The organism is Cupriavidus sp. YAF13 (assembly GCF_052113425.1).
Taxonomy (GTDB): Bacteria; Pseudomonadota; Gammaproteobacteria; order Burkholderiales; family Burkholderiaceae; genus Cupriavidus.
The window spans coordinates 1-26,605 of record NZ_JBFRDD010000001.1 but is presented as its reverse complement, the minus strand read 5'-3'; the positions used below and the strand labels follow the sequence as shown (position 1 = coordinate 26,605).

The 26,605-nt window shown below is 62.5% G+C and carries 43 protein-coding genes, 1 rRNA gene and 1 pseudogene; 20 read left to right on the top strand and 25 right to left on the bottom strand.

Going from position 1 to position 26,605, the window contains the following annotated elements; translation table 11 throughout:
• Positions 1 to 211 precede the first annotated feature (211 nt).
• From AB4061_RS00225 to AB4061_RS00150, 16 genes are all read right to left on the bottom strand, one after another.
• Positions 212 to 448: a hypothetical protein gene (locus AB4061_RS00225; RefSeq protein WP_441629840.1), complete on the bottom strand. Its 237-nt coding sequence runs from the start codon at positions 446 to 448 to the stop codon at positions 212 to 214.
• 85 nt (positions 449 to 533) lie between these two features.
• The gene (locus tag AB4061_RS00220) at positions 534 to 863 is read right to left on the bottom strand and encodes a hypothetical protein (RefSeq protein WP_441629838.1); all 330 of its coding nucleotides are present in this window, start codon (positions 861 to 863) and stop codon (positions 534 to 536) included.
• A 27-nt stretch (positions 864 to 890) separates the two neighbouring features.
• Positions 891 to 1,307, bottom strand: coding sequence for a recombination protein NinB (locus AB4061_RS00215; RefSeq protein WP_441629836.1), 417 nt, complete (start codon positions 1,305 to 1,307; stop codon positions 891 to 893).
• Entirely contained in the window at positions 1,304 to 1,672 is a 369-nt protein-coding gene (locus AB4061_RS00210; RefSeq protein ID WP_441629835.1) for a phage protein NinX family protein, read from the bottom strand. Before AB4061_RS00210 ends, AB4061_RS00215 begins: the two co-directional genes overlap by 4 nt.
• A complete protein-coding gene (locus AB4061_RS00205) occupies positions 1,669 to 2,013 on the bottom strand; it encodes a hypothetical protein (RefSeq protein WP_441629833.1) in 345 nt (114 codons plus the stop codon). Before AB4061_RS00205 ends, AB4061_RS00210 begins: the two co-directional genes overlap by 4 nt.
• Positions 2,014 to 2,139: 126 nt before the next feature.
• Positions 2,140 to 2,655 carry a hypothetical protein gene (locus tag AB4061_RS00200; RefSeq protein WP_441629831.1) on the bottom strand — a complete coding sequence of 172 codons (516 nt, stop codon included), beginning with the start codon at positions 2,653 to 2,655 and terminating at the stop codon, positions 2,140 to 2,142.
• A complete protein-coding gene (locus tag AB4061_RS00195; RefSeq protein WP_441629829.1) occupies positions 2,655 to 3,101 on the bottom strand; it encodes a hypothetical protein in 447 nt (148 codons plus the stop codon). The genes AB4061_RS00200 and AB4061_RS00195 overlap by 1 nt, the downstream gene beginning before the upstream one ends.
• Complete coding sequence (locus AB4061_RS00190; RefSeq protein WP_441629827.1) at positions 3,098 to 3,997, bottom strand: hypothetical protein; 900 nt, start codon at positions 3,995 to 3,997, stop codon at positions 3,098 to 3,100. The genes AB4061_RS00195 and AB4061_RS00190 overlap by 4 nt, the downstream gene beginning before the upstream one ends.
• Before the next feature lie 232 nt (positions 3,998 to 4,229).
• Positions 4,230 to 4,892, bottom strand: coding sequence for a DUF6475 domain-containing protein (locus AB4061_RS00185; protein WP_441629826.1), 663 nt, complete (start codon positions 4,890 to 4,892; stop codon positions 4,230 to 4,232).
• On the bottom strand, positions 4,889 to 5,752 hold the full coding sequence (locus AB4061_RS00180; protein WP_441629824.1) for a hypothetical protein: 864 nt from the start codon (positions 5,750 to 5,752) through the stop codon (positions 4,889 to 4,891). Before AB4061_RS00180 ends, AB4061_RS00185 begins: the two co-directional genes overlap by 4 nt.
• Positions 5,749 to 6,201 (bottom strand): Ref family recombination enhancement nuclease, encoded by a 453-nt coding sequence (locus AB4061_RS00175; protein WP_441629822.1) that lies wholly within the window; start codon positions 6,199 to 6,201, stop codon positions 5,749 to 5,751. Before AB4061_RS00175 ends, AB4061_RS00180 begins: the two co-directional genes overlap by 4 nt.
• A complete protein-coding gene (locus tag AB4061_RS00170) occupies positions 6,195 to 7,844 on the bottom strand; it encodes a DNA cytosine methyltransferase (protein WP_441629820.1) in 1,650 nt (549 codons plus the stop codon). Before AB4061_RS00170 ends, AB4061_RS00175 begins: the two co-directional genes overlap by 7 nt.
• 103 nt (positions 7,845 to 7,947) lie before the next feature.
• On the bottom strand, positions 7,948 to 8,709 hold the full coding sequence (locus AB4061_RS00165) for a hypothetical protein (protein WP_441629818.1): 762 nt from the start codon (positions 8,707 to 8,709) through the stop codon (positions 7,948 to 7,950).
• Positions 8,710 to 8,711: 2 nt separating this feature from the next.
• Entirely contained in the window at positions 8,712 to 9,098 is a 387-nt protein-coding gene (locus AB4061_RS00160) for a hypothetical protein (protein WP_441629816.1), read from the bottom strand.
• A gap of 244 nt (positions 9,099 to 9,342) precedes the next feature.
• Entirely contained in the window at positions 9,343 to 9,711 is a 369-nt protein-coding gene (locus tag AB4061_RS00155; RefSeq protein WP_441629814.1) for a hypothetical protein, read from the bottom strand.
• 109 nt (positions 9,712 to 9,820) lie between these two features.
• Positions 9,821 to 10,081: a hypothetical protein gene (locus AB4061_RS00150; protein WP_441629812.1), complete on the bottom strand. Its 261-nt coding sequence runs from the start codon at positions 10,079 to 10,081 to the stop codon at positions 9,821 to 9,823.
• Between AB4061_RS00150 and AB4061_RS00145 the strand changes: the two genes are divergently transcribed.
• The 3 genes from AB4061_RS00145 to AB4061_RS00135 all read left to right on the top strand — a co-directional run bounded on the left by AB4061_RS00145 (position 10,080) and on the right by AB4061_RS00135 (position 12,553).
• Positions 10,080 to 10,979, top strand: a complete 900-nt coding sequence (locus AB4061_RS00145; protein ID WP_441630436.1) for a LexA family transcriptional regulator — start codon at positions 10,080 to 10,082, stop codon at positions 10,977 to 10,979. The two genes, AB4061_RS00150 and AB4061_RS00145, sit on opposite strands and share 2 nt — an antisense overlap.
• A gap of 9 nt (positions 10,980 to 10,988) precedes the next feature.
• Positions 10,989 to 11,717 carry a hypothetical protein gene (locus AB4061_RS00140; RefSeq protein ID WP_441629811.1) on the top strand — a complete coding sequence of 243 codons (729 nt, stop codon included), beginning with the start codon at positions 10,989 to 10,991 and terminating at the stop codon, positions 11,715 to 11,717.
• Positions 11,718 to 11,968: 251 nt separating this feature from the next.
• Positions 11,969 to 12,553, top strand: a complete 585-nt coding sequence (locus AB4061_RS00135) for a hypothetical protein (protein WP_441629809.1) — start codon at positions 11,969 to 11,971, stop codon at positions 12,551 to 12,553.
• Between the two features lie 55 nt (positions 12,554 to 12,608).
• Here the strand turns inward: AB4061_RS00135 and AB4061_RS00130 are convergent, their stop codons facing one another.
• On the bottom strand, positions 12,609 to 12,812 hold the full coding sequence (locus AB4061_RS00130) for a hypothetical protein (RefSeq protein WP_441629807.1): 204 nt from the start codon (positions 12,810 to 12,812) through the stop codon (positions 12,609 to 12,611).
• Positions 12,813 to 12,955: 143 nt separating this feature from the next.
• Here AB4061_RS00130 and AB4061_RS00125 point away from each other — a divergent pair, with 143 nt between their 5' ends.
• The 14 genes and pseudogenes from AB4061_RS00125 to AB4061_RS00060 all read left to right on the top strand — a co-directional run bounded on the left by AB4061_RS00125 (position 12,956) and on the right by AB4061_RS00060 (position 20,850).
• Entirely contained in the window at positions 12,956 to 13,642 is a 687-nt protein-coding gene (locus tag AB4061_RS00125; protein ID WP_441629805.1) for a hypothetical protein, read from the top strand.
• A gap of 10 nt (positions 13,643 to 13,652) precedes the next feature.
• Entirely contained in the window at positions 13,653 to 13,931 is a 279-nt protein-coding gene (locus AB4061_RS00120; RefSeq protein ID WP_441629803.1) for a hypothetical protein, read from the top strand.
• Positions 13,928 to 14,284 (top strand): hypothetical protein, encoded by a 357-nt coding sequence (locus tag AB4061_RS00115; protein ID WP_441629802.1) that lies wholly within the window; start codon positions 13,928 to 13,930, stop codon positions 14,282 to 14,284. Before AB4061_RS00120 ends, AB4061_RS00115 begins: the two co-directional genes overlap by 4 nt.
• Positions 14,281 to 14,517, top strand: a complete 237-nt coding sequence (locus AB4061_RS00110; RefSeq protein ID WP_441629800.1) for a hypothetical protein — start codon at positions 14,281 to 14,283, stop codon at positions 14,515 to 14,517. The genes AB4061_RS00115 and AB4061_RS00110 overlap by 4 nt, the downstream gene beginning before the upstream one ends.
• A gap of 118 nt (positions 14,518 to 14,635) precedes the next feature.
• Complete coding sequence (locus AB4061_RS00105; protein ID WP_441629798.1) at positions 14,636 to 14,863, top strand: hypothetical protein; 228 nt, start codon at positions 14,636 to 14,638, stop codon at positions 14,861 to 14,863.
• A gap of 25 nt (positions 14,864 to 14,888) precedes the next feature.
• Positions 14,889 to 16,172 (top strand): hypothetical protein, encoded by a 1,284-nt coding sequence (locus tag AB4061_RS00100; RefSeq protein ID WP_441629796.1) that lies wholly within the window; start codon positions 14,889 to 14,891, stop codon positions 16,170 to 16,172.
• On the top strand, positions 16,169 to 16,777 hold the full coding sequence (locus AB4061_RS00095) for an ERF family protein (RefSeq protein ID WP_441629795.1): 609 nt from the start codon (positions 16,169 to 16,171) through the stop codon (positions 16,775 to 16,777). Before AB4061_RS00100 ends, AB4061_RS00095 begins: the two co-directional genes overlap by 4 nt.
• Positions 16,774 to 17,406, top strand: a complete 633-nt coding sequence (locus AB4061_RS00090; protein ID WP_441629793.1) for a lambda exonuclease family protein — start codon at positions 16,774 to 16,776, stop codon at positions 17,404 to 17,406. The genes AB4061_RS00095 and AB4061_RS00090 overlap by 4 nt, the downstream gene beginning before the upstream one ends.
• Before the next feature lie 12 nt (positions 17,407 to 17,418).
• A pseudogene (locus AB4061_RS00085) lies at positions 17,419 to 18,303 on the top strand (recombination-associated protein RdgC); the annotation flags it as partial.
• Positions 18,289 to 18,564 (top strand): DNA translocase FtsK, encoded by a 276-nt coding sequence (locus AB4061_RS00080; RefSeq protein ID WP_441630434.1) that lies wholly within the window; start codon positions 18,289 to 18,291, stop codon positions 18,562 to 18,564. The pseudogene AB4061_RS00085 and the gene AB4061_RS00080, both read left to right, overlap by 15 nt.
• A complete protein-coding gene (locus tag AB4061_RS00075) occupies positions 18,561 to 19,139 on the top strand; it encodes a hypothetical protein (RefSeq protein WP_441629791.1) in 579 nt (192 codons plus the stop codon). Before AB4061_RS00080 ends, AB4061_RS00075 begins: the two co-directional genes overlap by 4 nt.
• Positions 19,136 to 19,261, top strand: a complete 126-nt coding sequence (locus tag AB4061_RS00070; protein ID WP_441629789.1) for a hypothetical protein — start codon at positions 19,136 to 19,138, stop codon at positions 19,259 to 19,261. Before AB4061_RS00075 ends, AB4061_RS00070 begins: the two co-directional genes overlap by 4 nt.
• Positions 19,258 to 20,598, top strand: a complete 1,341-nt coding sequence (locus AB4061_RS00065; protein WP_441629788.1) for a hypothetical protein — start codon at positions 19,258 to 19,260, stop codon at positions 20,596 to 20,598. Before AB4061_RS00070 ends, AB4061_RS00065 begins: the two co-directional genes overlap by 4 nt.
• Positions 20,599 to 20,601: 3 nt before the next feature.
• On the top strand, positions 20,602 to 20,850 hold the full coding sequence (locus tag AB4061_RS00060; protein ID WP_441629786.1) for a hypothetical protein: 249 nt from the start codon (positions 20,602 to 20,604) through the stop codon (positions 20,848 to 20,850).
• A 56-nt stretch (positions 20,851 to 20,906) separates the two neighbouring features.
• Here AB4061_RS00060 and AB4061_RS00055 read toward each other — a convergent pair whose 3' ends face one another.
• The 5 genes from AB4061_RS00055 to AB4061_RS00035 form a co-directional block, all read right to left on the bottom strand.
• Positions 20,907 to 21,119 (bottom strand): hypothetical protein, encoded by a 213-nt coding sequence (locus AB4061_RS00055; protein WP_441629784.1) that lies wholly within the window; start codon positions 21,117 to 21,119, stop codon positions 20,907 to 20,909.
• A 215-nt stretch (positions 21,120 to 21,334) separates the two neighbouring features.
• Positions 21,335 to 21,583: a hypothetical protein gene (locus AB4061_RS00050; RefSeq protein ID WP_441629782.1), complete on the bottom strand. Its 249-nt coding sequence runs from the start codon at positions 21,581 to 21,583 to the stop codon at positions 21,335 to 21,337.
• Positions 21,584 to 21,604: 21 nt separating this feature from the next.
• Positions 21,605 to 21,853: a hypothetical protein gene (locus tag AB4061_RS00045; RefSeq protein WP_441629780.1), complete on the bottom strand. Its 249-nt coding sequence runs from the start codon at positions 21,851 to 21,853 to the stop codon at positions 21,605 to 21,607.
• Between the two features lie 27 nt (positions 21,854 to 21,880).
• Positions 21,881 to 22,105, bottom strand: coding sequence for a hypothetical protein (locus tag AB4061_RS00040; protein ID WP_441629778.1), 225 nt, complete (start codon positions 22,103 to 22,105; stop codon positions 21,881 to 21,883).
• Positions 22,106 to 22,150: 45 nt separating this feature from the next.
• Entirely contained in the window at positions 22,151 to 22,420 is a 270-nt protein-coding gene (locus AB4061_RS00035; RefSeq protein ID WP_441629776.1) for a hypothetical protein, read from the bottom strand.
• 176 nt (positions 22,421 to 22,596) lie between these two features.
• Between AB4061_RS00035 and AB4061_RS00030 the strand changes: the two genes are divergently transcribed.
• The 3 genes from AB4061_RS00030 (at position 22,597) to AB4061_RS00020 (ending at position 24,485) form a co-directional block, all read left to right on the top strand.
• The gene (locus AB4061_RS00030) at positions 22,597 to 23,121 is read left to right on the top strand and encodes a DUF1643 domain-containing protein (RefSeq protein ID WP_441629774.1); all 525 of its coding nucleotides are present in this window, start codon (positions 22,597 to 22,599) and stop codon (positions 23,119 to 23,121) included.
• Positions 23,122 to 23,196: 75 nt separating this feature from the next.
• Positions 23,197 to 23,442 (top strand): DUF4224 domain-containing protein, encoded by a 246-nt coding sequence (locus AB4061_RS00025; RefSeq protein ID WP_441629772.1) that lies wholly within the window; start codon positions 23,197 to 23,199, stop codon positions 23,440 to 23,442.
• Positions 23,439 to 24,485 (top strand): tyrosine-type recombinase/integrase, encoded by a 1,047-nt coding sequence (locus AB4061_RS00020; RefSeq protein WP_441629770.1) that lies wholly within the window; start codon positions 23,439 to 23,441, stop codon positions 24,483 to 24,485. Before AB4061_RS00025 ends, AB4061_RS00020 begins: the two co-directional genes overlap by 4 nt.
• 618 nt (positions 24,486 to 25,103) lie before the next feature.
• Here the strand turns inward: AB4061_RS00020 and AB4061_RS00015 are convergent.
• The 3 genes from AB4061_RS00015 to rrf all read right to left on the bottom strand — a co-directional run.
• Positions 25,104 to 25,382 (bottom strand): hypothetical protein, encoded by a 279-nt coding sequence (locus tag AB4061_RS00015; RefSeq protein WP_441629768.1) that lies wholly within the window; start codon positions 25,380 to 25,382, stop codon positions 25,104 to 25,106.
• A gap of 68 nt (positions 25,383 to 25,450) precedes the next feature.
• Positions 25,451 to 26,056 (bottom strand): class I SAM-dependent methyltransferase, encoded by a 606-nt coding sequence (locus AB4061_RS00010; protein ID WP_441630432.1) that lies wholly within the window; start codon positions 26,054 to 26,056, stop codon positions 25,451 to 25,453.
• 462 nt (positions 26,057 to 26,518) lie between these two features.
• Positions 26,519 to 26,605 (bottom strand): 5S ribosomal RNA (gene rrf / locus AB4061_RS00005); the annotation flags it as partial.

Below are 26,605 nucleotides of genomic sequence, written 5' to 3'. Positions count from 1 at the left end.
GCGCTGCTGGCGCCGAAGCCTGCACCATGGCTGACAGCGCCAGGGTCCACAGGCTCAGGATGATGGCAAGGGCGGCGAAGGTGCAGCCGCGCATCCCTACCCGAAAGGATACCGGGGGAGCTTTCCGTCGGGTATGGGATGCGCAAGTGCTCATGGTCTGCCCTTAGCAGATGATCTTTGGCTTAGGTGAATCCGGGCGCGTGAGCCGGCTTCAGACTGCCGGAACCGGCGTGAAGTCGACGTAGTAGGACTTGCCGAGCTCGAACTGCGCGACAGCCACCGGGTTGTCGACCTGGATCTCGATCGAGCCGCTCGGCGTGGCCTTGCTGAACTTCTGGTCTTCCGGGATGGTCGAGTCGTATTGCACGCCGAATTTCAGGGTCTTGGCGTCGCCACTCCAGGCGTGGCTGGTAACGCTTTGCAGTTGCAGTTTTGCACGTACGGTCATGATTGCTCCAGGGGAATGCCGACATCCGGCCGGCGCGGATGCGCTACTTGGCGGATGCGGCAATCCTATGGGCTGGACAGCAATTCTAGGTATGTGGTACGAGGCCGCGAAAGAACGATTCCAGCCCGTCGTGTCCGGCGTTCGTTTTCACCCGCCCCCAGCGGGCAGTGAACTTGCGCCCGGCGCGCGAGATGCGGCGCTCTTCATGCAGCACCATGAGGGCGTTCAAGGCCTGCTTGTATGAGAGGCCCGTGCGCAGGGCGACTTCCTGGCCAGTCAGAAGGCCATCGGCCCGGGCCAGCACCTCGAGTACTTTGCCCCGATGCGTCTTTGCGCGTTCCACCTCGAAGTGGAATGCAAACCCCAATTGCCCAGCCGCGACCGCGGCGGCATACCGCCTTGCATATGTTCCCATCCCAATTCCCCCGAATTGAGCACCACATCAATCGAATACCACTCCGTAGGTCGTGGCGGCGTGCGCCTCGACCTCCATAATGAATTCCCCCATTGCGCCGACCGTGATCTCACCCCGGGCGATCGAGGGCGGCACCATCTGCACCGTCCCGTCGGGCATGCGCATCTCGCGCGGCGGCAGGAACATGCCCTTGAGCTGCTCGTGCCAGGCCTTCTCGCTAAAGCGCCGGCCATCCAGCCATACCTGCTCGGCAATGGGCTCGATCACCGCCGACCAGTAGAACTTCACCTGCTCTTCCAGGCGGTCTTCGCCCTCGCCCACCAGGATCAACCGTAGCGGCCGGCCGTCTCTGGCCTTGGTCGGGGCAGCGGCCTTGACCGCGGCCACCACCTCTTGCCAGTCCGCGCGGCCGCACAGGGTGAATTCCCGGTAGATCTCTGTCATTCCGCCGGCACCTCGTCGCCGTACTTGCTGGCCACGTAGGCGCGCATGGCTGCGATCAGCGCCGTCTCGCCGTAGTACTGATCCCCATCGCAAGGGCGGTGCCGGGATCGTGCGTACCAGCCCCCAACCGGCCAGCACGGAATCAGCTCGGGGCGCTCCCGCTCGATGATCGGGCCAGCGTGCGCCCAGTTTTTTGACGGCTCAAAGTAGCGAGCGCAATCCCACGACACTTTTGCGATGGACAGCCGGCCAAGCTCATTGATGCCGGCCATCCCCCACTCGCCAGGATTCTGCGTGTGGCACTTGCCCTCAGCGCGAGCCACCCACAAATCCAGCTTCGCCCCTTCCAGTTCCGATACCGTCATGCCGGCTCCTTTGCTTGCCTGTGTAGATACAGCGCCTCGGCGGCGCAAGTGATTGCCAGCCTAGTCGCTGCCTCCGGGTCGTCTCCAACCGGCTCGATAATGATCAGCGCCCCGCCGCCCGGCCAGGCGATGGCCGTGGCATACCGCGGGCCGGTCTTCACCGTCAGCCCGCAGGCGATCTGCAGGCGGAAGGCGTCGCCGTGCCAGTGCAGCGGGTCGTATTGCGCCCACAGGTCGTCGCCCACCGTCACCTGCACCACCTCCTGCTCGCGCACGCGGTACCGGCGCACCTCGTAGCCCGCGGCGCGGGCGGCTGCCTCAATCAGATTCAGGTCTGTCATCTCACATTCAGGCAAAGGTCGACCGGGCCAAGCTCGAGCACAGCAGCGCCGCGCGGCGCGCGCCAGTAGCCAAACCCCCAGCGAAGCGGGTTCAACCCGCGAAACTTGATACGCATGGAGCCTCCATCAAGCGGCTAGATGAGTTGTTGTCATGCGCGGCGTGCCCGCGCGCTGCAGCTTCACCACGTCTCCAGCCTCAAGCCGGCGAATGCCTTCTTCGATTGCTCGGGTGTATTGGCGCTTGGTGACCGTCTCCAGAAGCTGCTCGTAGAGGGCAATGCCATCATTGATCGCGCGGATCTCATCACCCGAGACGCCGAGCCGGCCAACGGCATGACAGCGCTCGCCGACAGCAATCATGGCGTTCTGGGCGGCAAAGATGACTTCCAACCCCACTTCCGAGTTGCTGGCTTTCTCGCAAAGGATCTGCGCGATGTTCAGGGCGTTGGTGATGTCGTGCCAGACGATGCGCGGCGCATCTCCCTTCATGAGGGAAGCGGCGCTGGCATGCACGGCGAGCAGCAGGCTGGCGCGCTTGTGGTCGGCCAGCGGCTGGTCGCCGTCGAACAGCAGCTCGGTGATGTCGCGGCGGACCTCGCGCGGGTGGTACTTCTTGCCCTGGCGCTTCTTGTTGATGGCCATCAGATCTCTTCCTCAATCCAGCCCGCCGCACCCTTCCCCACCGGGTAGACGAACTTGAAAACAAACGGGTACATGGCGGCCGCCACTTTCATCTTTGCGCGCGCATCGTCCGTGATCGCCTCTTTTGTGGCCTTCACGTCCCGCATCTCCAGAATCCCGTTGTCCGGCATCACTGCGAAGTCGACCGTGATCGAAGTGTTCTTGGCGAGCATCAGCTTGATGCCCTCGAAATGGCACCACAGAACCGCGCCGGTCAGCTTCTGCTGGTCCAGGTAGACGGAATACCGTGCCTCGGTCTTGTTCATCGTGCCGCGCGGCAGTCGACCCTTCGCCTGCATGCGCTTCAGCGCCGCCGCCGCGCGATCGGCTTTCGAGGCGACCGGCTTGGGCTGGCGCGCCCGGTGCGCCGCCAGTTGCTCCGGCGTCCAGCGGATGGCGTTACTCACGCTGCCACTCGCGAAGGCTGCGCTGCGTCTTGAATCGTCGACTCCATCTCGCCGAATTCCTTGAACGAGTAGCTCATATTGCGCACCAGTTCGCGCATACGCTTCACCGTGGATCCCTCTTGGGCGAGCGCGATCATGTCGCGCAGGCGGTTCGCCATCACGTAGACCTTGTCCGGGTCTGGATCCATCCCAACCAAAGCCGCCAGTTCAGTGAGCAGCTTCGAGCACTGGTCGTCCGCAGACTTCCTTGCCTCGCGGCGGCGCTCGTCGATCCGCTTCAACTCCCCTTCCAGTACCGCCATCTGCGTGGTGATCTGGTACTTCAGAGAATCCAGTCGGCGGGTGGTCTGGTTGTGGTGGTCGTCTATGGCGGCGGCCACGGCTTCGCCAAATTTCGCGCGGATCTTGGCGGACACCTCCCGCTCGTTCAGTCCACGCACCGCATAGTCGCGGAGATACGCCTCGCGCTCGTGGTCGCGGCGCTCGCCGTCCATGAGCAGCTTCAGCCAGAACTTTCGCGGCAACTCGGGGCACTGCGCCAGCGTCGGCGCCTTCAGCGTGCGCCAGCCTTCTTCGCCGCGCACCATCAGGCCCGCTCCCTTCGGCATGTCTTCCTTTTTTAGAAGCCCGGCCGGGCAGGCGAACATCACGCCGCTTGCGTAGGCGAGATAGTCGGTGTATTTGCCCTTGGTCACGTCAGCGCGGAAATCCGAGACTGAGACCTTGCACTCGTAAGCCAGTGGGGTGAAGCGGGTAAAGCTGCACGGGATCGTGTAGACGTCGGGCCGGGTGCTACCGGATGGGCCCAGTTGCATATTCACCCAGACCCGCCGGTCCGTCATCCCGCGAAGGTGCGCCGCCAGGTCGTCTCCCAGGGCATCGTGCGTCCAATTCATGGTTTCTGGCTCCTGATCCAAGCGCGGCGCGCTGCCGCCTGTTCTTCGCTGATCGGCACGTGCTTGCCGCACTGCCGCTCACTCTCTGCCGGATGCCACCGGCGGGTCAATTCATCCTTCTGGCAGCGACCCATCCCTACGCGGGCATGGTCGCGGTCCGATTGGCGAAGGAACTCGTCATCCCCGGGGCGAGGCTTTAGCGTGAAGTGCTGGCAGGTGATGCAGCGGACCGTCATGCCGCCCTCGCCCGCTTGCCCTTGCCTTCCAGCCGGCGGGGCTCATTCTGAGTCGGGAGCGAAACGTGTGTAACCTCCAGCAGGGGCACATCACTGCCGCCGCGCGCGATCTGGATCGCGATCGCGGGCCTGCCGAGCAGCACAGGCACCTCGAAGGCAAAGCCAGCTTTCGCGTTCTGCGCCTCCGTCATGCCGATCAAATGCGGTGGGTATTCCGGGCACTCGCTGCGCATGCGGTAGCCGCGGTAGCGGTTCACGAACTCGTTGCCCTGGAACGGCCATTCCTTCTCGGTCTTCCGGCCCAACTCGATCCAGCCACCCATCTCCGTGATCACGCGATGGATCAGCGCGTCGTCGAAGACCACCGAGCGGTAGGTGCCCACGGTGCGGATCGCGCGGTCCACCTTGGCCCAAGCCAGCAGCGCAGAGTCCTGCGTCGAGCCCTGCAGCATGCGCACCACGTCCGCCGGCTTGGGCAGGTACTGGCCGGCGTCTGGGTTGACGCAATGCCGATTGAAGGCCTCCTGCACCGCGTCGATGTCGAACGGCAGCATCGCGCTCCACCAGACCTTGCCGGCAAACTCGGAGAAGTCCTGGCGGTAGAAGGCGTAGACGTTGGATACCAGGGTCGTGAAGCGGCCTGCGTCTTGCGGGGTCATTGCTCTGCTCCTGCGAGTTCCACGGCCAGCCGGTCGGCCACCGCGCGATTGTTGGCCTCAAGGGCCTCTTGCTTGTTCGGTGCCTTGCGCTCGCCCTTCAGGCGCTGACACGTGGCCTTGAGATACTCGGCAACATCCGCGGGCTGCGTCACGGCGGCAGCGCGCACCGCCTCAAGCACGATGGCGTCGCCGTAGTCCTTGCACAGCTTGCCGATGAAGCTGCCGCACTGGGCCTTGGGCATTTTCTGCGCCTCCAGCATCGCCTTGCCGGCGTGCCAGATTTCCATCTTGGTCAGCTGCGCCTGACTCACGGCAGGCGGCGCGCCGCCCGTTCCGTCAGGAACGGAAGTGTTGGTACTGGTACTGGTGCTGGTACTTGTTCTAGTGTTGTCCGTCTCGCCTGAGTCCCGCGCTTGTCCCGGTTCTGTCCCTTGGGACAACCCAGCGATTACCCTGGCTCTCTCCGCCTCTTCCGCCTCCTTCTTCTTCCGGTACTCGGCCTTCCGGTTGCGTTCCTTGTCGCGGGCGGCCAGCATCTCCGTGACGCGCTTGAATACGGTGTCGTGGTACAGGCGGCCATCGTCGGCCTTCCACCAGCCGCGCATCAGGGTGGCCCGGTGTTTGGTGAAGGTGGCCGGCTTCATGCCGATGCGTACGGCAATCAGGGCATCGTCGTCTGGGAGGGAGCCGCACGGCGTCTGCCGCCACGCCGAAGCCCACAGCATGAGCAGCCACGGGCGCAGGTCAGGCGATGTCAGCGCCCAGGTGTCGGACTGGTCGATCTGCTCGAGATCCAGCTCAAACCGCCACCCCTTCGCGCGGGTATCAGCCGGATAAGGCGCAGGGCGCACGTTGCTCAACTCATGTCCCCTTGCTCAGATACCGGCAGGTAGGCGACCAGCAGCGCGCGCGTCTCTTCGATCAGTTCCACTTCGCTGAAGCCATACATCTCGGCGAACTGCGGCCGACCCATGTCGTGCACGCCTACGCCGCTATCCTGGTGGTGGCGCGGGCACAGAGGCGCGGTACGGTAATGGCTGGCGCGCATCTTTCCCTGGCCAGTGCGCTGGTGATGCACGATCGCGGGCGTGGCGCCGTGGCCGAGCCGCCGGCAGACGGCGYAGCCGAGCGCAGCGACGTGGCCCATGTAGGCCCGTTCGGCCGCGGTCGGCGCCCTCTTGCGTGAGCGCTTCTTCTTGAAGGGGCTGGGAATCAGCCCGGCTGTTTGCTTCAACCAGCTGGACTTGAGCGGCGTTCGGCGCTGGAGCGGTGCGCCGCGCTGCATGGGTTTCGTGCTGCGAGTCAGCATGCCGATCTCCTGATGGCATCATCGATGCGGCGACCGATCCAGGTCATCACCGTCTCGGCCATGCTGTTGCCGAGCGCCTTGTAGCGTGGGCCGTCGGCGGCGGCCTGGGCGACCTGCTCTCGCGTCATGACGCCGCCACGGAGGAGATACTTAATCCAGTCCTCATCCAGCTTTTCAGGCCTCACCGCGCGACCGAATGGGATCAGCGTGTAATCGTCCGGGAAACCCTGGAGCCGCTCGCACTCGCGCGGCGTCAAGCGGCGCACCCTCATGGCGTGAAGCACGGAGGCGTGGCCGCCGCCGTTCTGATGGCTGTCGGCATGGCCCATGCTGCGAAGGGTGGCGGCAATCTCCCCGACGCCAAAACCGCTCTGCCCGGATGCCTTGCAGTCGAACGCAATGGCGGGAGCGTGCGCGCCGGCGGCCAGCGGATGGCACGCGTCGCCCGGTTTCGGGTTGCTTCGATTTACCCGGCTGGTGATCTGCGTGGTATCGAACGCTACGGCCTGGACCTCTGCGCGCGCTTCCAACGTGTAGGCGATATGCTCTTGTACGCCGACACCGTCGGGACCACTGGCAGGATTCACGCGGAGCGCGCCCGCCTGGATCGCCACCGGGATGATCGGATTTCCGCTCCCCATGCCGTCTTCGCTGGCGTCCGCGCCCTCGGCCTTCAAGGCGTGTGTGATGTCGCTGGTCACGCACTGGGTAATGAACGTTTCCGTCTCGAAGTCCAGCCTACCGCTCGCGCTCGCGCATGCGTTGCGGGCGGTTGCTACGTCAATTGGGCCGGAGGTGTTGTTGCCGCCATATGCCGCGACTAGCAGCCGCGCCTCGGCGTCCGGCTGCGTGGCGCTGCAGGCGGCCTTCCCCGCTGCCTGCAGCGTGCCCGCGATCAGGTGGCTGGCGCTGGCGTGGTCAACGTCGCTACCGCCGTCAGTGCTGCGAAGAGTGCCGGCGGCAGTGTCTTCCCCCGCGACTCGGCTCGGCGCAGAATCCCGGCGCAGGCCGTCCCACTCAAAAAGTACCTGGGAGGGATCGAATCCGTTTCGAGCACTTGCGATAACGAACACACGGCGGCGGCGTTGGGCCAGTCCGAAATATTGGGCGTCCAGGGTCCGCCAGGCGATTGCTCGCTGGGGTCCAAACACACAACCAGCGTTCGTCCATCGCTTCCCTGCCGGTCGGAGTTCGACATCTTCCCCGGCAAGGCCAGCCAGAAAGCACCCGAAGGCGTTCGTTTTGTCACTGAGGACGCCGGGGACGTTCTCCCAGACGATGACACAGGGGGGCTTTCCGTCTCGAGTCCGAACAAAGTCGATTGCATCAGCAAGTTCCATGTAACGAAGGGTCAGTTGGCCACGCGCGTCGTTCAGGCCGGCACGCATACCGGCCACGCTGTAGGCCTGGCACGGCGTGCCGCCCACAAGGACATCCGGAGCCTCGATTTCGCCGGCCAGCACCATGCGCGCCAGCTTGGTCATGTCGCCCAAGTTGCGCACGTTTGGATAGTGGTGCGCCAACACGGCGGACGGGAACGGCTCAATCTCGGCTAGCCATGCGGCGCGCCAGCCCAGCGGGCGCCAAGCAACGCTGGCTGCCTCAATCCCACTGCAGACGGAGCCAAAGCGGATCGCGGTCATGTTGCGTTCTTCCCCTTCTTGGCACGCGGCGCGGCGAGCCAGCCGCCAGCCATACATTCACGCCAGAAGCAGTAGGAGGCGAAGAGCCAGATTTGCAGGGGATTCATGCCGCAGCCCCCATGAACAGGCCCGCCTGGATTGGGTGCGCGCGGCGATCCCAGAAAACCAGCGACTGCCGCGACTCAATGCGCTCGCGCATCACCTGCGCGCGCGATTCCTTGCTGGCCGGCGTGTAGGTGCCGCGCCAGGCGCTGTCGATGCCCACGTTCTGAGCGATGTTCGTGCTATCGGCGCTGGCAAACGGGAAGCGGCTGAAGACTTCGGGATCGAGCATGCGCAGCCCGTGCAACTTGCACACTGGCCGGCCGCTCTTGTCGCAGACCACGTCCATGGCTTCGGCCATGCGGGTCCACCATGCCGGCGCACCAACCCGCGCGAACTCACCCGAGCTGCCAAGGCAGACACGCGGCCAGGCCAACGCCATGCGCTCCAGGCGATCGAGGCTTTCATGCAGGTGCCAGACCGGCGCTCCGACGCCGGGCGCGCGCTCGCGCCACGGCCACTCGGCCAGCAGCTCATCGTTTGCGGCCTCGTCGCCGTCGATGACGTCCGGGATCACAGCGAAGTCGAACGATGGATAGCGGTGTAGTTCTGCCACCCACTCGTAATACGGCTCCCAGTCAGTGATCGGTGCGCCCGAGCGCCAGGCCGAGAATGCGCCGTTGTCCACGGCGAACGACTGCGCGACGTCCAGCACGATGCCCAATTGCTCAGGGTAGCGAAACGAGACGAACGCGTGACCAGCGAAGACCGCCTTCGTGGCGGCCGTGGTCGGCGTGATGGGTGTGCCGTGATAGTGGATCATGGCTAAACCACCGTCAGGGCAACGTCGCCATCTCTCGGCGTGGGACTGACATGCGTAACCACGGCGACGCCGGACTGCAGAATGCGCAGATGGGCCGCGCTGATATGCGCTACCGCCGGCTTAGCCGCAGAACGGCTGGAGGGTTCGACCGAACCGCGGTAGGTCACGATGTCGACGCCGTGGTGGTGGGCCTTCAGTTCTTGGTGCCCACCCAGGCTCTCTTGCAGGAAATCGGCGAGCTCTTCGTGATACGCGGCGCCATGGACCGCAGCAGCCGTCGTGATGTGCTCAACGTGGATCATCTTCGTCGACTTGATTTCCAGGTCGAAGACGATGGACTTGCCGTTGGCTGGGCAAACGCAGATGAACTGGTGGCGGTAGATGTTCATGCTGCCGCCCTCGCCATCACCGCACGAGAATGGACCGCGCGGTGGGCAAGAATGAAGCCGCGACCCCATTCCTCGCGCGCCTCAGTGCCTTCTGCATGCGGATTACTACTGCCTTGCTTACCGTCGCGCGCAGCCTGCGCGCCCTCTTCTCGAATCGCTTGACGCGACCTGATCTGCTCCATGATTCCCCCGGTATTTCCGACTAAAAACTTGCTTCTAAGGCGCCAGAATTGGCGCTCTGCAGTCAGGCCGCTGCCCTCATTGCTTCAATTTGAGATTCGAGTTCGCGGATACGGCGCTGCTCTTGCGTCTCGGCCACCGAGCGAAAGCCACACACAGCGTCCTCGTACTGGCGAATTGCCCAGTTGCCACAGAGCGCCTGGAACTTGATACGGAAGTCGAACGGCAGGTATTTCTTGCCGCTCAAGATGTTGGAGAGGTGCGACTTGGGCATGCCCAGGATCGCAGCGGCATCGCTCAGGCTGTAGCGCACGCGGCGTTTGGCCCAGCACAGCACCGTGGCGTCGGCCTCGTGGCGCAGGCGAGCAATCAACTGTTCCGAAACCATTTGCGGCTCTCCTACTACGTCGAAAAACGGCATCTCGCGTTGCATCTGTTCGCTCCCCAACACTTGTTCTAGGTGTTCTCAGTAGCGTTCCACGTAGCCACTGGCGCCAAATAAGGGCGCCAACACAGGGCGCCCTTTGAAAACGGATCGCTGCTTATCGCTTCTTCCGCACCGACGCACCTACAGGTGGCTGCACGTCGTCGCTGGCGTCCTGGCTGTGCATGATTTCTTTCAGGAACAAGCCGGGATGTGCGATCTTTACGGATGGAGGGATGCCCCTTTCCTTCCAGTTGTGGACTCGCTGAACACCGCCCCGATGCAAGTCGTAGCCGAGGAGCTTCGCCACCTGGGTGGGGCCACCAAGGCTTTCGATGAGTTGCCAATCGTCGTGAGCGGCGGGTTTTTTCGTGGTCATGGCCGTATTAAACACCATGTTTATTAAACAGTCAAACACCACGTTTATCAACAAAGCRTTTACACGTGAGAAAATTGGCGCCATGCACGAAACCATGGTTCGCCTCTACGAGGCCGCAAAAGCACTCAAAGGGCTAGACTCGCCAACGGATGTGGCGAAGGCTCTGAATCAATCCCAACAAACCGTCAACAACTGGGAGCGGAGGGGCATGTCGCAAGGCGGGATGCTTAAGGCCCAGGCAGCAATTGGCTGCAGCGCTACCTGGTTGCTGACGGGGCAGCTTCCGATGGCGGCATCGGCTGCAGAGCTTGGGAGTCCCGTCAATCCCAAATCTGGTGCAGATCAGATAGAAGCAAGACTTAACGAGAAGTCTGAAACAGGCGCTTACAATCCACCGCCAACGGCAACGCTTCACGGCGTCTACGTGCGGCCGATTGTTACCTACGAGAGCCTGGAAGAACTCCCAAAGGAGTCGACGGTTCTCGTAACGAGGATTGATGTGGAATTGTCGGCGGGAAATGGGAGGGAGACTTGGCACATCGAGGAGAAGGAGCCGCTGCCGTTTCAGGCGGACTACATCCGACGCCTCGATGCCAAGCCGAAGAATCTGGTCGCGGTCAAAGTTACTGGGGATAGCATGGAGCCGCGGCTGTTCGACGATGACTCCGTGATAGTGGATCGCGCGGACACACGCGTGCCCGCCAATGGCGGCGTATTTGCCCTTGTCTATGCTGGCGAGATGTTAGTGAAGCGCCTTTTCCAGCTCCCGGGTGGCATCCTGAAGATTGTTAGCGACAACCACGAACGGTATGAGCCAATCCTCCTTCAGCCTGATCAGATCGAGCACATTTCGGTGATCGGCCGCGTCAAGTACCGTTCCGGGATGGGCGATTTCTGAGCAGGTCACATGAAGCTACGAACAGGGATTTTGGTAGCAAACACCGAGACGCCCGTCGGGGATGGGATTAATGGCGCGGTCAGGGCCGTCATCAAAGTAGATGACGTCTTGCATGCGGCTATTGTGAAGCGCATTCCGCTACAAGCGGTCTTGGCGGAGTGCTTCTGCGGAATGCTGTTCCGAGCATGGGACCTTCCCACACCAGAGCCCATCCTGATTCACGACGGAGTCGATCTACTGTTTGCCAGTCTGGACGCGCACTATCCCAACTTGAAGAAGCATTTGGGTTTTGCAGACACACTTCCTGATGCGCAGAAGATGCAGTTGCAGGTTCTAGCTGCGAGCATTGTTTGTAGTTGGGAGGATACGCCCAAGGCTCTGGCAGCCGATGAAGCAATTGCAAATGCTGACCGCAATCTTGGCAACTTCCTCTGGGATGGCATCGACCATGCGTACATTGATCACGAGCGGACACTCGGACTTGTCACGCATGAGCGCAATATCATCGCACTGCTGGCCCAGATCGCCGGCAAAGCGGAAGAGATTGAGCGCTCCAGCGTTGCCGCTGCGCTAGTGCTTGACACGGGCGCTCCCTCACGGGTACAAGCCCTTGATAACATTGATTTCGCCCCCTTGGTTGAGTATGTTGAACAACAACTTCAAGGGCTGGCAAACCGCGTTTTGGCACGGTTTCCCAAATCAAAGGATCTGCTGACTGGACTCGAGCCTTCGTCATGACCGCAAATACTCTCCTTCCGAACACATACTGGCGCCCAGTTTTCTGGGAGCCGGTTTCAGGCACGGGAGAGCGATTGATGGTCGGAGCCTTGGTCGAATGGGATGGGCGGGTCAGCTGGCATAGACTCATTCGGGACGATGTCCTGGACTGCCTCTATGGGAAGGCGTCCAAGGGCGTCAGGACGCTGATTGAATCGGGCTTGGAGGCTCTTCGCTCTATTGGAACACACGGGGCGCTCAAGCAAGAGTCCATGCCCGCTCTCTACGGACTCGAAGCTGGCCCTCTTCGGCATACCCCCGCGAAAAATCTGGCAGACGCGTTGAAAACAGCTGCCCTCCTTTATTCCAGTCTTAGCAATCTGGACAAGCTGGACGACATGGAGGAAGTCGATGCCCCTACCCAGGAGGAAGGAAATCGGCGCTTTACAACGGATGTGCGCGATCGCGTAATCAGCCAACGCCCAGACCTTGCCCAGTACTTTGGACGCACGGCTGTTCTGATCGAAGGCGGCGAGCATACGCGATTTGGGTTCGTGAACCCCAAGGCCATTCTGCACTTTGGTGTCCTGTCTCCCGTACGCCAACCGTCCGGGCTTCGCGATGCCCGGGCTCGTCTCTGGGAACTTCATCGAGCCAAGGAAATCTCGGGGATCAATCTCGCCGGCCTGATCTTTGGCGCGCCGAGCGAGGATGATCCCACCCTATCCACGCGCCAGATTGATGCAATGCGCCGGAATCTCAGGGAGATCGAGCAAGAGGCCGATAGCTATGACATGCGCTTTTTCCCGGTTGCTACCGCTCAGGCAGGGGCGACAAGGGTAATAGAGTTCGCCTGAAGTCCTGACCCGATTAGAGGCGGAACAGCTAGCCCACCCCTTGAGGTGGGCTTTTTTACGCCCCTACCGCCCTCATCCGCCGCTCTAGCCCTACCCGGTAGAGCGTAGCACCCACAGTCAGCAGTGCCAGCCACAGCTCTTCCGGCATCCGCTCGTCCGCCATCAAGCCCGCCAAGCCGGCCACCGCTCCATCCACCGATAAATCCTCATCGCCCAGCGCCATGCGCTCGAAGGCGGCGATCACGTCTTTTGGGTCCATAGCGAACTCCTGCCGTTGTATCGGTTCAGTCTAGGCGAGTTGCACCGCAAAAAACTAAACGTAGTGTTTGACTAAAACATAAACATGTTGTTTAATGCAATCCATCGGCACCGACCCCCGGTGCACAACAGATGGAGGGCGAGATGCAAGTCACGTACCGCGTCACGAAGACGGATGGCAGCAGAACGACATTCATCGCTCAAGCCGATACCGCTGCAGCGTGCGATGCGCAGATTGAGTCCGTGGCCGAGGAATCCGGCTTCTGGGGTTGGATCGCCGAGGGCGCCAAGGCACGGGCCGCTAGCCCAGCCAGCATTTTTGACGTGCTGACGGGTACAGCTGGGAAAGGCGGCGGGCCGGCGCACGTGATGGCGCCTGGCGTCCACGTTGTCTGCCCCATGACTCCGCATCAGGTCCTCGCCCACATGTCACCCGCCGAGCGCAACCAAGCAATCCTCGGCTTCCTCGCTATTGAATTGCAGGACTACGCCGGCATGGCCCGCCTTGACCGCGACAGCGTGCAGCTCGCCGCGTACTCCGCTCTGCATTACCAATTGATGGATGCGGCGCGCGGGAGCGTCGAGCGCGATCAAGCGCAAGAGGCGGTGAACTCAGCCGCGCGCGCCGCGGCCGTGAAGATTTCATATCGCTCAATCGGCAGCGGCGGCATGCACACCTTCCGCGGCCGCGATCAGGCGGCCGTGGTGGAACGTGCTCGTGCATCCCTCCAGGCAATCAGCTCCTACTGCAGTCCGTCTATGAGCCTCCCTCGTCGGGATGAAGCCACAGGCGAGCACATCGTCAGCGTTCGCTTCTACGGCCTGGACTGAGGCGCTCACCATGACCACCCTATCCATCAACCACAACGGCACCACCTTGCGGGTGGCCGGCAGCTACTGCAGCGGCTATGACGCCACGCTCGAGCAGCCCGGCGAGCCGGAGGCCTTCTACGTGGACACCATCACCGACTCGGGTGTGGATGTCACTCATCTCCACGACCTCGAGGAAATCGCCGGGCTGGCGCTGGAAGCCCATCTGGACAACGAGGCCTACGAAGCGAGCGAGGCAGCTGATCGCCAGCGCGACGAACGCCGTTTCTTCTGCGGAGCAACGGTATGAAGCCAGCATTCACAAAGGGGCCGTGGCGAGCCACGCCCTTCGTCTATGACGGGGTCTGCTGCCACATGGAAGTGCGCTGCCCGGCGACGCCGGACAACAGCAAGGGCCTTCTGCTTGCTCACGTCTCCTACGCGAGCAAGCCTGCGCACCTGATCTGCTACGTCGAGAGCGAGGCGCAGGCAACGGCAAACGCTCGCGCTATGGCTGCAGCTCCTGACCTGCTGACTGTCGCCGTTGAAGTAGATAGCCTGCTGACCAAACAGAAGTGGCTTGTCGACGGGCCGGACCCTGAGAGCCAGCTGCTCGCTGCTGCGCGCGCAGCTATCGCAAAAGCCACCGGAGAGCAGCAATGACCGCCGAACAAGCGGCAATGCGCCAGGCCGCGCATGAAAACCTGCAGCGCGAACTGTTGCGCGAGCTCCAACTGGCGCACTGGTTCATCCTCAATGCGCTCGCAATCATGACCCCCGAGCAGAAATCGGAGTGGGCCTCCAGGAACATCCTGAGCGGCAATGACAGTGACGGCATTACCCGCTTCCATGAGCGCGAGGCGGTCATCGCCAAGGCAATCGGGAACGCAACGTGAGCCAACACAATCTGCGCGAGATACAGGCTCGCAACCGCGCCATCACCTACTACGTCCTCGGCCTGTTCGCGGTAATCGCGGCAGTGCATGAGATCGCCCTGCACCTCGGAGGCTGAGCGTGATCCCCAAGAACTTTGATCTGACCAAGATCCATACCGGCGTGAAGTTGTCGCGCGCCGAGCGCATGGCAGCCGCGATGCGCCACCTGGCCGCGATGAATGACTCTCAACTGGCACAGAAGCGTGCCGACAACAATCGCCGCGGCATCGGCCTGCGCGTCGCAATCGGAAGCGCGCACGTGCCTGCCGCAGTGGCCCGCGCCTTCGCCTACATCAAGGTGGCCTGACGGCCCGCCATTCAAAGAGGAATCCATGGCAGCACCTGAAATCGAAGTCCTGGACCCGGTCCAGGCAGAGCCGGCGACCGCCCTCGCCTTGTATGACCCCATCGAGGCGGGCCTTGCCGAGTTGCGCGAAGCCGGCGCCGAGGCCTTCGATGTGAAGACGACGGCTGGCAACAAGGCGGCACGCGAGTTCGTTCAGCGCTGTGTTGGCACGCGCACCGCCACTGAAGAGGCGTACACCAACTGGAATCGCCCGCTCCTGGCCTGGCAGAAGCGCAACCGCGACAAGCGCGACGAGATCGTGGCGGCAGTCAAAGCGATCGAGCAGCCGGTGAAGGAACTGGTCGACGCTGAGCAGAAACGCAAGGACGAAGAGCGGATCGAAAAGGCTCGCGTCGAGAGTGCGCGCATCAGTGCGCACCAGGCCTGTCTGAACGCGATCGCCATGCTACCCCGCGACTATCTCTCTGCCTCTGTCGCGGACGTGACTGCGGCGATCAGCGACCTGGAATCTCCGGAGTACCTGGGCCAGCGCGAGTGGGAGGAATACGCCGACCAAGCCAAGGAAGCAGTCGCCACCGCCCTCGCCACGCTGCGCGTGCACCTGGAGAACGCCAAGGCTCGCGAGGAACTGGCCGCCATGAAGGCACAGCAGGAAGCCGAAGCCGCCGCTCGCCGCGCCGAGGAAGCCAAGGCCGAGGCCGAGCGCAAGCGCGTGGCCCGCATCAAGGACCGCGTCCACGCGATCGAGATGGCCGCCTCTACCTGCATCGGTCTGGGTGTGAAGCAGATCCAGCAGCGCATCGATGGGCTGGCCGCCGAAGCCGCCGACGACTTTGCCGAGTTCCAGGCCGAGGCCGGCGCCGCGATCCAATCAGCGCTTGGCAACCTGAACACCATGCTGGACGCCGCCCGCGAGAAGGAAGAACAGGTGCGCCAGCGCGCCGCCGACCAGGCCGAACTGCAGGCCCTGCGCGACGCGGAGGCCAAGCGCAAGCGCGAAGCGGCCGAAGCCGAGCAGCGCCGCATCGACGACGAGCGCGCGGCCGAGGAAAAGCGCCAGGCCGACGAGCGCGCCGCGGAAGCGAAGCGCCAGGCGGTTGCCCGCGCCGCCGAAGAGCAGCGCGAGCGCGAAGCCGCCGCCGCCCGCCAGCGCGAACAGCAAGCCGCAGAAGCCGCCGCGCAGCGCGTGCGTGAGCAGGCTGGCACCCTGCTGGCCCTCCTGATTGAAGCCCGCCAGCACGTCGGCGATACCGATCTGGCCGCGCGCATCGACGCCGCGATTGCCGCCACCACCGGAGAAGCAGCGTGAGCCGCCCCGACCTGGAAACGAACCTCATCCCGGCCGCCGAGGGCGGCATGGGCCCGATGTACGCCGCCCTGGCCAAGGCGCAAGGCGCGTTCAAGCCAATCGTGAAGAATCGCGCCGTCACGATTCGCCCGAAGAAGGAGGCTGCCTACTCCTTCAACTATGCCGACCTGCAGGAGATCCGCGAGAAGACCACGCCGGCCCTGTCCGAGAACGGGATTTGCCTGTTCCAACTGGTTACCGAGGCGGATAACGCAACCATAATCCGCACGGTGCTGGGCCACACCAGCGGCGCGCAGATTGAAGGCCTAATGCGCGTGCCGCGCGGCGATGGCGACATCAAGGACTTCGGCGCCGCGATCACCTACCTGCGCCGCTACATCGTGAGCGCCATGCTGGGCGTGGCTGCTGACGATGATCTGGATGAAAACGGTGATGACCGCGGCGAAGGCCAATCGCCGGTACCGGCCGAGGTGCACACCGGCATGCGCGACGCCAAGACAATTGGCGAGCTCAGCAAGATCATGACCGGCCTGGATCGCGAGTCGCGGGCGAAGTACTCCGACTACTACAACCAGCGCACCCAAGAACTGCGGGAGGCAGCGTGATAGTCGTCAACTGTGCCCAGGGTAGCGATACCTGGCTGGCGGCCCGCGTAGGCGTGACGACCGCCAGCAACTTCCGCATAGCGCGCTCGCGCAAGCGCGCCGGCGGTGACTGGTCCGATACCGCTCTCAATCTGGCATTCGGCACGGCCATCGAGCGGATCAGCGGCGAACCCCTAAACGAGGGCCACGAGACGTGGCAGATGCGCCGCGGCCACGAGCTGGAGCCAGACGCGCGCATCGCCCACCAGGCCGATATCGGCGTCTACGTGCAGCCGGTTGGCATGGTACTCACCGACGACCGCCTCTTCGGCGCGAGTGCCGACGGTTGGATCGGCGGGGACGGCGGCGCGGAATACAAGTGCCTGATCTCGCCCGACGAACTGCGCACGACCCTGATCGAACACGACCTGGCCAAGTACACGGACCAGGTGCAAGGAAATCTCTGGCTCTCGGGCCGGAAGTGGTGGGACTTCTGCGTCTACTGCCCCGCCCTCAAGTCAGTCAAGGAATTCTTCCGCTGGCGCATTGAGCGCGACGACGACTACATCAACGCGATGGTGGAAGACCTGTGGGAGTTCGAGAAGCTGATCCAACGCAACCTGGCTGAACTGCGCAAGCTGGCCGCCTAACCGAGGAAGACCATGTGGTTCCGTAACCTGACCCTATACCGCCTGCCCTCGTTTGGGCTGACCGCGGCAGAACTGAACGACGCGCTGGCGCAGCATGCCTTCGCGCAGTGCACCGAACTGGAAATGTCCACGCAGGGCTGGGCCCCGCCGCGCGGCGACGCGCTGGTGCATGCCGTCAGCGGGCAATTCCTGCTTACCCTCTGCACCGAGAAAAAGCTGTTGCCGGCCGCCGTGGTGAAGGAAGCCGCCGCCGAGCGCGCCGCCGAACTCGAAGAGCAGCAAGGCTTCAAGCCCGGCCGCAAGCAACTGCGCGAGATCAAGGAGGCCGTCACGGACGAACTGCTGCCCAAGGCATTCAGCATTCGCGCGCGCACCGCCGCATGGATCGACCCAGTGAACGGCTGGCTGGCGATCGACACCGCCAGTGCCGCCAAGGCCGAAGCCCTGCTTGGCGCCCTGTTCAAGTCCGTCGACGGTCTGGAACTCGTCTCGCTGCGTGTCGTGACGTCGCCCACGGCAGCCATGACAGAGTGGCTGGCCACCGACAGCGCGCCCGCCGGATTCACCATCGACCAGGACACCGAACTGCGCGCCACCGGCGAGGGCAAGGCCAGCGTCCGCTTTGCGCACCACGTGCTGGAACCGGCGGACGTAAATCGCCACATCGCCGCCGGCAAGCGCTGCAGCCACCTGGCCATGACGTGGAACGATCGCATCTCGTTCGTGCTGACTGACGCCCTCACCATCAAACGCGTAATGCCGCTGGATGTGATCAAGGAAACCGCGGCATCCGGCGAGAAAGGCGCCGACGAGGCCTTCGATGGCGACTTCCTGATGATGGCCGGCGAACTGGCGGGCATGCTGTCGGATCTCGTGCATGCCATGGGTGGCGAGCAAGTGCCCGAAGCACCGGATGACCTGGTATCTGCGGCCGAGGATGCCGAATCGCCAAATCAAGGCGAAGCTGACCCGCTCTACCCTCAGGCGGTGGAGATCGTGCAGAAGAACAAGCGGGCCAGCATCTCGCTGGTGCAGCGGCACTTGCGCATCGGGTACAACCGCGCCGCGAGCTTGCTCGAGCAGATGGAGGGCGCCAGCGTCGTGTCGCCCATGATGTCGGACGGCAGCCGGCGGGTTCTTGCGGGGGCGCCAGCATGACGACCTGGAAGCCCTGGAGCCCCGAAGAGGAAGCGCTGCTGAGCAAGCACTGGGGAAACGGTGAGCCGACCAAGACGATCGCCACCCTCTTCCCGGCCCGCTCCGCCGCCGCAGTCCTGAAGCATGGGTACGACATGGGCCTTGGTCCGCGCGAGTGTGGCCGCCCGTGCTTCTCGCCAGTATGGGAAGGCGCCAAGCATGCGCTGGCCGGCGGCAAGAAGATGACGTCCAACGAGCTGGCCGCGCTGCTGAAGGTGACACCGCATGCGGTCCAGAAGCAGATGCGGCTGCGCCATGGTACCGAGGTGCGCATCGGTGGCTTCGATGTGCGCGCCCACGCTCCGCACGTCATCCGCTGGACGCTCGGCACTGGGCCGGATGCGCCCGCTCCGAAGCGCAAGAGCCGGAAGGAGATCAACCGCGCGTTCTCGCGGCGGATGCGAAAGGATCCCGAGTACTGCGCCCGGCAGAACCTGCGCGCCCGGCTGCGCTATGCGGAGAAGACTGGCAAGTTGATCCGCCGCGATCCAGCCGCCTCGTGGATCGGCACGCCGCTGCCGGGAGCCACAGCGTGACCTACCACATTGCATTGATGGTGACCGCCGCCAGCCTAATGGCGTGCGTGGCGGTCGGCTCCTACGTGAATTATCGGCTCATGAAGAAGATGGCCGATGAACTGGAAGAGGAAAAATCGTGAGCGAAACGACCAAGCCGGCGCGGTGCCGGGATGAAGACTGGAATCTGGCGCGCGACTGCGGGCTGCAGAGCGCGACACCTCGCACGAACGCTTGGGATGCGGCGCTTGGCCGCTTCGCTGATGCGGTTCACGCCGCTCCCCCGGCACCTGTCAGCCGGGCGAAGGAAGTAGACGGGCTGCGGCGGGCACTGGTCTACGTGGCCCACGCAATGCACAGCGAGCGTCAATACGTGTGCGCCAAGGGCGTGACCCTGATCGACAACGATGGCGTAGAGGTTCGGCTTGATGACGGTCGCAAGGTGCATGTGCGACTCTCCCAGTCCGCTTCCCTCAATGAGGGCGGCAGCGAGCCGGTGGTGCCGATTGACATGGTGCTGCATTGTCCGGCTTGCGGAATGCAGCACATCGACGCGCCGGACCACTTGCACTACATGCCAGGCACGTCGAAGGAATGGGACAACCCTCCGCACCGCTCCCACCTGTGCCACAACTGTGCCCACATCTGGCGTCCAGCTGACGTGCCGACGAATGGCGTGGCTGCCGTCAAGACGAAGGGCAGTGCGGATAGTCCGATCGCCCAATCTGCTCCCAATGAGGGTGGCAGCGAGTCGGTGGCTTGGCCGTTCCGTGCGCCAGGATCGCTGTGCAAAGGGTCCGTGGCTCTTGGTTCTGGCTGCGGCTTGTGCGAGCGCTGCAAGGACGAAAAGGCCCAGCTATTTGCGGGAAACCCGAAGAACGCCGCCATGCAGCCGGTAGCGCCGACACTGTTTCGCTGGAAAACATCGTGGGGGGACTGGACCTACCGCACCGAGCGTCCTGCGGGATGGAAAGACCTACCGCACTTTGAGGCGTACAACCTATCCGCTCCCGAGCAAGCGAGCGCCCCGCAGCCGGTGGCGATCAATGAGGGTGGCAAGGGCGAGGGAGTGGCGTTCGAAGCCAGCGAACTGGACGCTTTGGTGAAGCTGGCCGAAAAATGCGAAGCAGAAGACGACCACCCGGTTGTCGCAAGTACGGTTTTGCGTCGGCTGGTCAACTATGCCCGCAGCCGTTGCGCCGCCCCGCAACCGAGCGCCAAGGCGCTGACGGATGCCGCAGAAGCAATGCATGCGGTGCTGATCGCTGGCGGCGACTACGGCGATGAACTGGCTGATATGGGCCTGCGCGAGCGGTTGAAGAAGTCGCGTGACGCTATCCGCGCCCTGCTCGCCGCCGCCCCCGCATCTGGGTATTGCACTGCGGGCAACGGTTGCGTGTGTGGCGGCGATACACCACGAGTGCGTCAGGGCTGTGGCAACTGGAAGGCCGCTCCCGCATCTCCCAATCAGGAGGGCTGAAACATGACCCAGCAAGCCATCCAGACCGCCGCGAAGCTCTACGAGACGCGCGACACCGTAAGGCACCTGCTCGGCGAGCACTACAAAGAGCGCATGACCGAACTCGGCGGCGCGCTCCAGAAGATCGCGGCGCGCAAGGGCAAGGACGTTCTCATGACCGCAAAGGAAATCTGCTCCGACCCTGGCATGACCGGGATGGAGATCGGCCAGATCATGGCTGCAGCTGTCGAACTCTTGGAGCCTTCAGCATGAAGGAAAGACCGATTTTTTTCGGCGACGCCATGGTGCGCACCAGCGCCGATATACGCTCAATGCGAGCCATCCAGGCGATCAACGTACTTCTGAGCCCACAGGATCCCGTGGCGCTGGGCTTCCTCGCGCGTCGTGTAGAGCCCAAGCGCATCGGACTCTTCAATCGCGCGGCGATCCATACTCACGCGCCCCAGGGCTGCAAACTTTCCGCTTCCCGATGGCTTTGCAAAACCCTCAACTACGTAACCTCGGTATTTTTCGATGGACATGGGGACCGTTTCTCCTGTCGGCGCTTTAGGACGCCACGTCGCAATTTCAATGGATACCTAATAAAGCCTAGCATGCAACGCCACGCCGTGCGGCCTGGACACCGACTCTGCATTCCCCTCGTAAGTGGGACAGCAATTGGGAGGACCGCAGCATGAAAGAACGCCCTATCCTCTTCAGTGGCGCCATGGTGCGCGCCATCCAAGGCGGTCGACCCTCAATCGGAAGTCAGCATTTTGTCGATTTCCAGACGCCCGACCGCGGCGGCCTCGTCGGCAGCCTCAGTGGCGAAGCGCGCGAGCGGATGGACATTTCCGTCGCACACGACCCTTCCCGCGATATGAGGCTTAGCGCCGTCCGGGGCGGTGTTGTACGCCTCATACACCCCCACCCAGCAGCCGGTCAAGCCATGCCGGGCATGGGCCTTCAGATCAAAACCCCGGCAGATCTCGTAGTGCGCATTCATGAGGAGATTCTAGGCTACCGTTTAGCGAGCACCCATCCCCTCGATATGTTTATCAATCGCCTCTTGAATGCAGGTGAAGGAAGCTATGAATGCGCTGTCGAGGTCCACGAATCGCCTGGACGTCACCGCGTTGAGCGGTACGTAGACGAGCGCACCTTGGACTGTGAGCTGGACCCGCTGGGCAATGACGTGAAAGCCGGCAGTCGGATCCCAACCGGCGGTCGCATATATTTCAAAGCCACGATATTCACCTTTCCGTTGTTCTTCCATCGGTGCCCTCCCAGCGCTTCGGGAATCCTAGCATGGTGGCCCGTGCAGCAGTCTCTCGCGCTCCGCTCTGCTGGACGCGATCCTCTGTTCAACTTTGACCCATTGCTCTTGAAGAGGGGGCCGCCCGGCAGTGATCAGTTTGAGGTTGGCCCGGTCCATAGTCTCGCGCATCAGCCTGGCCAGATCAGCGACCTGGAGAGCTGCGCCAATCCCGATGGCGTCGGCGACTTCCTTGCTGAAAAACTTGTCCATTTGCGTCATTTCGGGGCGGCGGATAGCAACGCTTGGACCAAGCTCCTAGTTGCGCAGCGAAGCCATCAACAGCTTGGTGTCGATGGCGGCCCGTGCCAACGCCGCCGCTTCGGCAGCGGCTTCCTCAGCATTCCAGACCAGCCTGTGTTTTCGGCCGTCGCAGAGGAATCGGAAGGAGAGGACCTCCTCGGGGCTCTCCGACGCGCTCTCAGCGAAGGGAAACGCGTGATACGTGGCGACCCAAAGGCCCGTGAAGCTTTGCTCCGCGAAGGCAGTCACTTCGAAGTCGCGATAGTCGAAAAATCTGGCAGGCATGTGGGGCATCGGTTTTTGGCCGAGATCGTAGCATGGCCCCGAAATACCCAATTCGAATATCCACCAACCACATGCGTCAATGCCATTTACCAATGTGATGCTTAGAACAGGACATAAGTGCACGTAGCAGCACAACGAATCATTGAACTGACCCGCAAGGCATGGAGGATCACGAAGTGAGGCACCTGACCAGCAACACGATCGACGGCGAGGCCGGCGCGATCCTTTCCGACTGCGAGCAGTACCGCTACCGCCTCTGGCGCGAGTGGGACCGCAGCCAGCCGGGCCTCGGCTTCATCATGCTCAACCCGTCGACCGCTGACTACCAGGTCAACGACCCGACGATCACCCGCTGCCTGCAGCGCGCGCTGACCGGTCGCTATGGACGCCTGGAGGTGGTGAACCTGTTCCCGCTGCGATCAACCGATCCTGACGGGCTGCTGGCTCACCCGGCGCCGCTCGGGCGCGAGGACACTGCCAACGGCTCAATCATGGACGCGCTCGATCGCTGCTCGCTGGTGATTTGCGCCTGGGGCGCGCACAAGGCGGCGCCGGCGCGCGCGGCGGAGGTGCTGCGCATCGTCCGGATGTGCGGTCGCGGCGCCCTGCTCCATCACCTCGGGCTGAACCAAGACGGCAGTCCGAAGCACCCACTGTACATCGCGGCCAAGGTCCGGCCACAGCCATTCACCCTTGATTAGCAACCACATGCGTAAACAGCATTTACCAATGTGGTGAGTAGAGATAGGAAAGCAGTGGACTCAGCAGCACAACATATGATTGAAACAACCCGGAAGCATTGGGAGAAGGCAATGGGGATCCTCAGTAACGATGAATTGGTAAAGCTCACTGGCGGATTGGTCCAGGGTGCGGCACAGCGCCGATGGATCGCCAAGCAGTTGGGCTTTGCGCCGCCGGTGAAAATCGACGGCCACCCCATGATCACGTGGGAGCAGGTCAACCGTGGGCCGACGGCCACCGAGAAGCGCAGCGGCGGGCCGCGCTGGAGCGTCGCAGCATGAACCGGCCTCGTACTGTGCGGGCCGCCAACGGACTGCTGGAGCGGATGGAGGCACGACCGCGCAAGGATGGCTTGGTGACCTACCGCTACCGGCCGGTCGGTGGTAAACCGATCAATCTCGGCACCGACCGCCTCAAGGCAATCAAGAAGGTATTGGATCTGCTCGGCGCTGGCGACAACATCGGCATGATCGGGCGACTGTGGGAGCAGTACCAGGAAACGGCGGACTGGAGGAATTTGGCCGAAGGCACGCGCACCGATTACACGCAGTGCAGCGAACCTCTGCTGAAGGTATTCGCGAACGTCAAGGCGAATGAGATTCGCGCGACCGACGTCGCCCGGTATCTGCGCATCGAGCGCAAGGAAGCCCCGGTACGTGCCAACCGGGAGGCGGCGCTGCTGTCAAACCTGTTCAATCTGGCAATCGAGCGCGGCGAGGCAGAGGTCAACCCGTGCCGCCAGGTGCGCCGCAATACCGAGCAGCCGCGCACGGAGGCCCCCAAAGCTGATGCCCTACTTGCCTTCCTGAAATGGCTTGCGAGGCAGACGGCACAGCGCAAGATCATAGGCCTGGCAGCCGAATATGCCGCCGTGGCCGGCAGCCGGAAGGTGGAATTCCTCGACATCGTGCGCCCCCAGGTCGACCGCGCCTCGCTAGTCATCCGCACCAAGCGCGCTAAGCAGCGCGGCATCAAGCGCGGCGAGATCATCGAGGAAGTCGAGATCACGCCCAAGCTGCTTGACCTGCTGGACCGGATTGACGCGGCGCACCGCGAGCAAGAACGCGAGTGCCTATATCTGTTCCCGAACAAGCACGGCAACGCTTACACCGCGGCCGGATTCAAGGCAATGTGGGGCAAGCTGATGAACCAAGCGCTCAAGGAAAAGGTGATCGCAGAGCGCTTTACATTCCATGATCTACGCGCCTATTACGCCACAACGCACAAAGCAGAACACGGCACCCTCCCCGACCTGCATGCCAATCCGGCGATCACGGCGCGCGTCTACGACCGCAATAAGGTGGTGAAGCGTAAAGCGCTTTGAGGTGAATTGTGATGGGAACATCCCGCCGCAAAGCCTTATGCTGCCGTGCAGTTTTAGCAGATAGTATTCCCACCAACTACCCGCAAAGCCTTATAGATATTGGCTTGATGCCTCAGATTGTGATTCCTGTCGTCGTGGGTTCGAGTCCCATCAGCCACCCCAGAATTTGCTTTACAAAACAGCGACTTAGCCAAGTCGCTGTTTTTGTTTGTGGACTCAGCGCACGCTGAAAGCGCCCACAGCGGTAATTCGGATCAAGGGCCTTGCGACTCAAGCTCGCAACGCACGTAGAGGTATCGCTATGCCGGGCCGCCCATGTGCGCCGCGCACTCCTATCCCCCCCCCCCGCAATCCCGTCACACGTTCTTGCCCGGCGAAACCATCCGTTGACAATTCGGCGCTCTGCTTTCGGGACGCACGCATTCGGATTCACTACGAATCCGCACAGTAGCTGTGCACTGCAATGCCTCCGCCCGATACTCGTTGCCTAGAGACGTGAGTGATGCACTGACTCTTGGGTGCACCGGCGTGTCCAGCAACGAATATTGGCATCGAATTTGGATAAAGATATTTTAATTCTGCCTATAAGGCCTTCATTGTCTCAAAGGGAAAAACCAACTAATCGGCAAGAGGGAAGCCAAAGACATCCCGCAGCAGATCTTGCTCGAACGCCGCTATCCACGAAGACCCCGCCCTGTCTGGATAGCGCCGAACTTCGCTTCCGATTACTCGGGTGACGGTGATTTCCCGCAGCGTGTGATTCGGGCTGTCGGCCAGCGGAGTGCCCTCCTCTGCTGCGACATCGAAATCCTCTGGTACAAATCCGTGCCGCGCGCAAGCGGACTCGAAATTCTCACGCTCGTCCGCGGGTAGTTCGTAGAATAACTTTTGAACCATGGCCATCTCCCAGAGCCTCGCTGAGATCCTAACATGGCCAATCCGCGCATCCCTGAGCAGTTTGTCGGCTACCCCATCTGCAATGCAATCACGCTCCAGGAGACCGAGTCGCGGCCCTGCGTATCCTTGCGCTGCCCGATATAGCGTTCAGCCAAGCCAATCGCTCGGCCAAGTTCCAGCGTCTCATCGGCAGACACGTCAAACATCCTTCGACCATGGGGAACAGGCCCATGTCTGAGCGACATGATGACACTAGCGCCCGGCGCCAGCAGTTCCGCGATGGCACGCATTGCAATCGCTCGCTCAGCAGCGTCAAGATGCATCCATACGGCAGTTAGCAATATGAGATCAAATTGCTCACGCCTGGCTCGCATCGCCGATAGGCATGGCAGCGCGTCATCCACCCATTCAATGGGCAAAGCCGCGTGAATACGCTGCCCCTCTTGACGCAATTCAAGGGTGGGTTCTAGAGCCACAATGCGATGTCCCAACCGAGCAAGCGCGGCTGCATCGCGGCCCGACCCAGCGCCGATGTCCAGAATGCCGCTGGGCGTATGTGGAAACAGGTGCAGAACGTCGCGATGGACATCCTCGAATAGAATGTGCTCGTATTGTTGCGCCAACGCGATTGCGTTGGCGCTATAGCCTGCGGTACCCGCCACTGTTCTACGCATGTGGATCCCTGTTTTCACCCTACCAACGGCGTATAGGAAGCTTCCGCGCCCTTTGGCATATTGCAATTGCTCGTTGACTGACCCCGACGAGACTTCCCGTAGACCCCCTTGGCATCGCGCCGGCGGTCTTCTTTTTTGCCGGACGCCGCAGTTGCCTTGATTTTCATCCGGAACAGCCGGATTGATGATGGCCTGCATCGAAGGCGACGCATGTGGCACAGTATTGTGCGTGCCCCCTCGACGTGAAGAGACACGCGTTTTAACCTGCGGAGTTGTGGATATGGCCCGCACCARCCTGCTTCTGCTGATGTCACGGCTGTGGTCGCCGTTGCAAAACTTGGAACGCGGGCCCTGCGGCCGTCGACGGAATAGATCCACGCTTGTCTTCTGAAGCCGTTCTAAAACCGCAGCCACAAAAGCAAAACCCCCCAGTACTTTCGTACTGGGGGGTTTCAAGGGAGAGCCTGGCGATTACCTACTTTCACACGGGTATCCGCACTATCATCGGCGTGGAGTCGTTTCACGGTCCTGTTCGGGATGGGAAGGGGT